Annotated in this window: 4 protein-coding genes; all 4 read right to left on the bottom strand. The window is 44.9% G+C overall.

Annotation, left to right across the window (positions count from 1 at the left end):
- Positions 1–479: 479 nt before the first annotated feature.
- Positions 480–2,615: a lysine decarboxylase CadA gene (locus CAG69_RS12500; protein ID WP_005451159.1), complete on the bottom strand. Its 2,136-nt coding sequence runs from the start codon at positions 2,613–2,615 to the stop codon at positions 480–482.
- Positions 2,616–2,732: 117 nt separating this feature from the next.
- Positions 2,733–4,076, bottom strand: coding sequence for a cadaverine/lysine antiporter (gene cadB / locus CAG69_RS12495; protein WP_053808506.1), 1,344 nt, complete (start codon positions 4,074–4,076; stop codon positions 2,733–2,735).
- 674 nt (positions 4,077–4,750) lie between these two features.
- A complete protein-coding gene (cadC, locus tag CAG69_RS12490) occupies positions 4,751–6,319 on the bottom strand; it encodes a lysine decarboxylation/transport transcriptional activator CadC (RefSeq protein ID WP_161444457.1) in 1,569 nt (522 codons plus the stop codon).
- Between the two features lie 163 nt (positions 6,320–6,482).
- The coding region (gene zntR / locus CAG69_RS12485) for a Zn(2+)-responsive transcriptional regulator (protein ID WP_161444455.1) at positions 6,483–6,879 on the bottom strand (397 nt) is incomplete at its 5' end.

Below are 6,879 nucleotides of genomic sequence, written 5' to 3'. Positions count from 1 at the left end.
GTATAGGGAGTTGAGAAATTAGTACAAGCGTTTTTTGCAAAAAAACTTTCAACCGAACAAATAGCAATCACTTTGTGTGTATACCAAGCGATCTTGGCTATTTTCTCTCATTTAAAAGGATCTTTCCTCAAGAAAAAGGGCGTTTCTACCTGAATTACGATCTTCAAATTTGATGTAATTGAAGCAAATGATATTCGCTCAACGCGCTTTTTCTTTTCTGCCTGCTGTATAAAAGATAAAAAAAGAGCAGAACGATAACGAACTGCTCTTTGGTCTTTGCTTTTTACTTGGGGTACTTCAGGTGAAGTCTTGGAAATTGCTTCTTCTATATAGAAGAAAAGATCAGAGCATCCTTGCCCTTCTCTTTTACGACAGATTAGCTAGGGGTATATCTAAATGTCGTGGTTGTTCGATGACACATTGAGCTCGTAAGAGTGGAGCATGCTTGCATTCCCAATGGCGTCATCTTCGAGAGGAACTTAGTTCTTCAATACTTTTACGGTGTAGCTACCATCTTTTTGTTGGTACAGACCGTGGATGTCGGTTTCGAAACCAGGGTAATGCGCACCGATCTCACAAAGCATCTCGAGGAAGTCCAGCACAGGGCGAGACTCTTGAGTCACCATTTCACCAGGAAGTACTAGTGGCACGCCTGGAGGGTAAGGAAGGATCATGTTCGCACTTACGCGACCAACCATTTCTTCCAGTTTGATTTCTTCTACGTTACCGCGAAGCTCTTCTTGCCATGCTGCGTGTGGTGTTACTTTCATTTCTGGAAGAACATCGAACGCTTTGTACATTAGCTCTGGTAGATTGTATTTCTTAGTTAGGTCGTGAATTGCTTGTGCTAATTCTTGAACGCGCATGCCTTCATAGAAGCTTGGGTCTTCATTATATAGCGAAGGTAGGAAGCTCTTGATGGTTAGGTTCAAGTCGTACCCACGTTTAAATTCAGTCAGACCGCGTAGCAATTGCATTGCTTTTGATTTGTCGATACCGATTGAGAATAGGAACAACAAGTTGTATGGACCTGTTTTCTCTACCACGATGCCGCGCTCGTCTAGGAATTTAGCCACCAGCGAAGCAGGAATACCTGATTCTTCTAGTTCGCCTTCTTTATTCATCCCCGGAGTCAGTAGCGTTACTTTGATTGGGTCAAGATACATGTGGTTGTCATCCATGTTCTTGAAGCCGTGCCATGTATCGCTAGGGTCTAGTTTCCAACATTCTGTGGTATCGATGTTTTCTGGTTGCCATACATCGAAGAACCAGCTGTCGCTTTCTGCTTCTAGACGTTTGATCTCTTTACGGAAGCGGATTGCGCGATCGATAGAGTCTTGCATCAACTTCTTACCAGTGTTGCCGCGCATCATTGCCGCTGCAGTTTCAGTAGAAGCAACAATGCCGTACTGAGGTGAAGTTGAAGTGTGCATCATGAATGCTTCGTTGAAAGATTCTTTATCAAAGTCGCCTTTCACGTGAATCATTGAAGCTTGTGAGAACGCTGCCAACAGTTTGTGTGTTGATTGTGTTTCGTAGAACACTTTGCCTGGCATCGCTTCACCACTCATACCACATTTACCTTCGTAAATTGGGTTGAAGTTAGTGTAAGGCACCCAAGCACTGTCGAAGTGGATGTGTTTACAATCTAACGACTCTTTGATGAATTGCGTGTTGTACAACAGACCATCGTAAGTTGAGTTAGTCACTACTGCGTAAGTTGGTGCTGTTGCACCTGGTGTTTTCGCCACTTTCTCTGCGATGACATCACGACTGAATTCACTTTGTGGAATACCACCAAGAATGCCGTATGCGTTACGAGTTGGGCGGAAGTAGATTGGAGTAACGTCGCTCATCATCATTAGGTGAGTCAGAGATTTGTGACAGTTACGGTCAATCAGTACTGTGCTGCCCGCAGGCGCTGAGTACATACCAACGATTTTATTCGATGTAGACGTACCGTTAGTTACGATGTAAGAGCTGTCTGCATTGAATGTGCGTGCGATGTATTCTTCTGCATCTTTATGTGGACCTGAGTGGTCTAGTAGAGAACCTAGCTCAGGCATTGAGATTGATACGTCCGCTTTGAATGTGTTTGGACCGTAAAAATCATAGAAGATGCTACCAGCAGGGCTTTTCTGGAATGCAGTACCGCCCATGTGACCTGGAGTACAGAAGGTGTATTTACCCTCTTCTACGTATTTGAATAGCGCTTTAGTGAATGGAGGCATGATGGCATCTTTGTATGCCTCGGTCGCTTGGTTGATTTTGATAGCGATGTCGTCAGCCATACCTAAAGCGTACTCGAAGAAGCTCACGTTTAGACGTAGGTCTGTTAGTGAAATGTCTAGAGTAGACTGTTCGTTAGCAAATGCGTGAACAGGCAGTTTTTCGTTGATTTGGCTGATACGTTCACATAGCTCAAGTGAGTATTTATCCCAGTCGAACAGCACACCGCAAATGCGTGGGTTCATCTCAATCATTTTGATCAAGTCTTTATCATCTACTGGGTAAACCACTTCGTAGCCCGCTTTCTCAAGAGCAGCGTGAAGTTGACGAACTGGCTCTTCTTTAAAGAACACACCCATGTGGTTCAAGATAGCGAATATATTCATTTGGACATCTCCAAGGCGAATGAGGGCGCTCTTTGCCATTTACAGGCAATGAGTAAGGTGAGCGCCGCGTGAATTTGGGTTTTATGGGCTGGCACCGTAGTGCCAGCGTTTTGGGGATTAGTTGCTTGCTTGGGCAGGCATGTCGTCAGCGTGCATTTTCACGTACTGAGCAAGACCTGCTTTTTTGCTGTAGAACATCAAGATAACTAGAGACACGATGAAGGTTGCTGTTAGCGTACCGCCCTCTGCACCCGCTAGTGCGATGAAGCAGAACAGACAAGCCACACCAGAGAACAGCATTACGAAGCCGTTGCGTGTTGTCATACCTTCGAAGCGAATCAAGTTAATGCTTGAGTAGAAGTAAGGCAGCATAGTTAGTAGAACTGCGTCAGTTGTTAGCTGGTTGAACAGGTCTGATGCGTGTGCTGTTTTAGAGCTGAAGAACATCAGTACAACCATCAGTGCAGTCATCTTGATTGACGCAAGGATTAGACCTTTCTTAGGCACACCGTTTTTGTCAGTTTCACCGTAGATTTTAGGGAAGTTACCATCGCTTGCAGCGCGTTTACCCGCTTCACCTACTAGCATCATCCAAGAACCTAGCGAAGTGAAACATGCTAGCGCTGTGAATGCTGATACGAATGGTGCTGTCCAGCTACCGAATAGCTCAGTGGTTGCCAATGCAAATGGCGCACCTGATGCCGCAACTTCAGAAGCAGGGAACATGCCGCTGATCATTTGAGTTGATAGGATATAAATCACACCTGCGATACCAGTACCCAGCATGGTTGCTAGCGGTACAGTGCGTTTAGGGTTTTCTACCATGCCTGTTGATACTGCGGCTGATTCCACACCAACGAATGACCATAGACAGATAAGAACCGCTGTCACAATCGCATGGCTATCCGTACCCGCAGATACGTTCCAGTTTTGGCTGTAAAGCGCAGTGTCGAAGTGCGTCCAACCAAACGCCGCTGTACCAACAACTGGAATGAGGATTAGAACAAGACCAAGCGTACATAGACGGCTTACCCAGCTACCACCAAGTAGGTTGACGAAAGTGAAGATCCATACCGATGCAATCGTCGCAATACCTGCTGGGATTGGGTCATTAAGCACAGGGAAGAATACTGAAAGGTAAGAAACACCTGTAATAGCAATAGCTAGGTTACCAATCCAGTTCGCGTGGTAATACAGCACGCCCGTTTGGAAACCAAAGACTGGGGAAACTTCGCCCGCATAAGCGATAGGACCACCTTCTTGAGGGTTTTTGGTTGCCAGACGAGCGTAAACAAACGCAAGGCTCAGTGCACCGATCAAACAGATCAGCCAGCTGAAAATTGAAACAGAGCCTACTGAAGCTAGGCTAGAAGGTAACAGTGCAATACCACTACCCATCATGTTACCGGCGACTACACCCGTACAGGCAATTAGGCCGATTTTTTTCGTATTCGATGACATAACATCTCCAAATCTATTCTACTCAAGTCAACGTGACTCAAACTGAACGGTTATTAGCGAGATGCTATGAAGTAGATACCTGCTCGACCTCGCTAAATTTCGAAGTGAAGACTACGCCCAAAAACTGGGAAAAAAATAAACTTGGCGTTATCAATAAAATGATTAGTTCATCAACATCAAGTTGAGATAAACATGATGAACACAAAAATATAAAACCATATTATTCATATGGTTATAAGGAAAACATCAAACCTTCTACCGATAGATAAACTCTCATCAACTCGTTGGTAATCGCGGCAAAAGTTATCAACCTCTATCAACTTCCCCGCCCCGAAGGGTTGATTCCCTGAACCTGTTGATTTCATAAACCTCTCCCTGATCGCGCTTTTTGACCCACATCAATATTCATCTCGCCTGCAAGAAAGCATCAGAATCATTCTCGCCAAATAACCCAGCCAGACACTCCATACAATCAATAGAGATAGAGATAGAGATAGAGATAGAGATAGAGATAGAGAAGAAAACCGGATATGTCTTCCCGTTGCAAACTTGCGTTACTGGCTCCTTCGTAAGTCATTACCCCACCGCCCACCCTTTTCACTTTTCGACAGCTACAAAAAAGCCCCTCACCGAAATGAGGGGCTAGTATTTGACTGACGTTGAGTGCGAGAGAATTAAAGCATTCGAACGACAGAAGGGTGAACAGCGCGATACATGGCGTAATCAATCGCCTTCATGTTACTTGGGAAGACCAAGTTTTCGCACAGCAGGTACGTCTCAACCGACGTATCAATATAGAAAGCTTCGCTGTAAGACTCACTGGCCAAATCCAGATCACCATCCAATTCAGCGTGTTTACCACGAATCACATAAGAAAGCACCGAATCACGTAACCTCAAAGCCTGCCCAAGATGCTGCTTGGCTGAAGCCATGTCACCAATAATGGTTTCGTGCAGGGCTAAAGCTTCATAAATTCGGGGTTGAATTGGCCCAACCATCATTTTTACGTTAGTTTCTAGTGCGTCACTCAACTGCTGCACTCGCCCTTTCTTCAACTCCTGTGAAAAATCGAGCACCTTCTGCACGTGGTAAGCAATTAATAACTCTGCCTGAACGTAAGCGTTATCTGGCTCAATTTCTAAAATGTTTTCCATCAAGTTGACGCCTTGGCGAAACTGCTTGGCATCCGAGACATTGAGATAATGGTTAGCTTGAACAAACAGCTCCAAAGCATCTGGGTTAATTGGCATTCCCGCCACCAGCATCGTGGATTTCAGCTTGGCATCCGGTACTTTCAGGACTTGCATCAAGTCTAACGACGCTTGTTGAAGCACTGTCTTTAAATGGCTGCTGGTTAACGCGTATTGACGACTAAACAACACCTTTTCAGATGAGTTATTGCGATATTCCACCTCTAAAAAGCTACCACCATCATTTTCACGAACCCGCACCACAACCGATTTGCCCGGCACAATACCCGAGGTAAACGACGTCTTCTTTAGCATGACTCGATAATCGCTCACTTGAGCAATGTCGGACATCAACTTTTGGGCAAACCCGTCTGCCAAGTCATAGCTTAACCCTTCGCTCGTGAAGTTATCTTGAAACTTGAATTCGATAAGGTGAGTATCGATGGCTTGAGTAATACGCACTTCCGATTGCTTGTAGGTAAACACGCCCATCACCACAACCAAGACACTGATCCAGATGAAGTTCATGATCCCCAGGCGCCACGGACTGATTTTATTTTTTTTCTGAGGGGCCTTTTTCTCTTTAGACATCTCACAGACCGCGCGAGTCAAAGGGCCAGCAGGAAAGGTGACGGCAGGTGCGATAGGTAGAGTATCTTCTTCTGATTCTTCAACAATAGGAGGAAGAGTTTCTGAATCACAATGACGACTTGCGAGGAATTCCTCGAGTGTCATTGGGGTCACATTCGCCACCAGCTTGTAACCACGTTTCGGCACTGTAATGACGTAGCTGGTATTTTCTTCCCGACCGTCCCGCAGTAATTTACGCAACTCAAAAATGGACTGAGTCACCACTTGATCGGTCACAATCGCCCCTGCCCAAACGTATTGGATCAATTCCTCACGATTGAACACCTCATTCGCATGCTCCGCTAGGAAATGCAGAAGATTAATTAAGCGTGGCTCAACAGTAACTTCCCTATCTTGTCGATACAGCTTATTTTCATCAACGCTTAAAACCCAGTCATTGATTTGAAAATAGACTCCAACCATGTATGAAAACTCTCGTATCTACAGACAGCGCTACGGCAGGAATCAAACAATGGTCAATTCCTACAGGTAACTAAAGGCGAGATTATAGGTGGGAAAACGGCGTGCACCTAGAAAAGCAAGCCGCCAAAAATGCAAACTTAAGTTAAGTGATGCAGAAATGAGACTACTCAAGTGCTGCAAGGATAGAACAATGAGTGGCATCATCATCCGTATGACCGCAGCAAGCATCATTGATCTTCTTCAAAGCTCGACGAATTTTCGTTAGCTCGTTAATTTTTCCATCAATCAGCTCTAACTTAGCAGAAGTAATAGCTTTAACCTCTGCACAGCTGTGTTCTGTTGCTTCTAGTTTGATTTCTAGTAGCTCTTTAATCTCATCCAGGCTCAGGCCCAGCTCTTTACCTTTAAGGATGAAGTGTACCTGCTTTTGATTCTCTTCATTATAGAGACGATAACCTGATTCACTTCGACCTGCGGGCTTTATCAGCGCGTTTTTCTCATAAAAACGCAGCGTATCTGCCGTCACACCACAACGTTTTGCCAGTTCACCTATCTGAAAC

It is taken from the genome of Vibrio sp. V43_P6S15P86 (assembly GCF_009904725.1).
GTDB classification, from domain to species: Bacteria; Pseudomonadota; Gammaproteobacteria; order Enterobacterales; family Vibrionaceae; genus Vibrio; species Vibrio diabolicus.
The sequence above is the reverse complement of the archived record's forward strand: the minus strand, read 5'-3'. Positions and strand labels throughout refer to the sequence as shown.

Bases quoted from the DNA above. Each gene is read 5' to 3' on its own strand.
- CAG69_RS12500 (WP_005451159.1), bottom strand. From the start codon at position 2,615: ATGAATATATTCGCTATCTTGAACCACATGGGTGTGTTCTTTAAAGAA.
- cadB (WP_053808506.1), bottom strand. From the start codon at position 4,076: ATGTCATCGAATACGAAAAAAATCGGCCTAATTGCCTGTACGGGTGTA.
- cadC (WP_161444457.1), bottom strand. From the start codon at position 6,319: ATGGTTGGAGTCTATTTTCAAATCAATGACTGGGTTTTAAGCGTTGAT.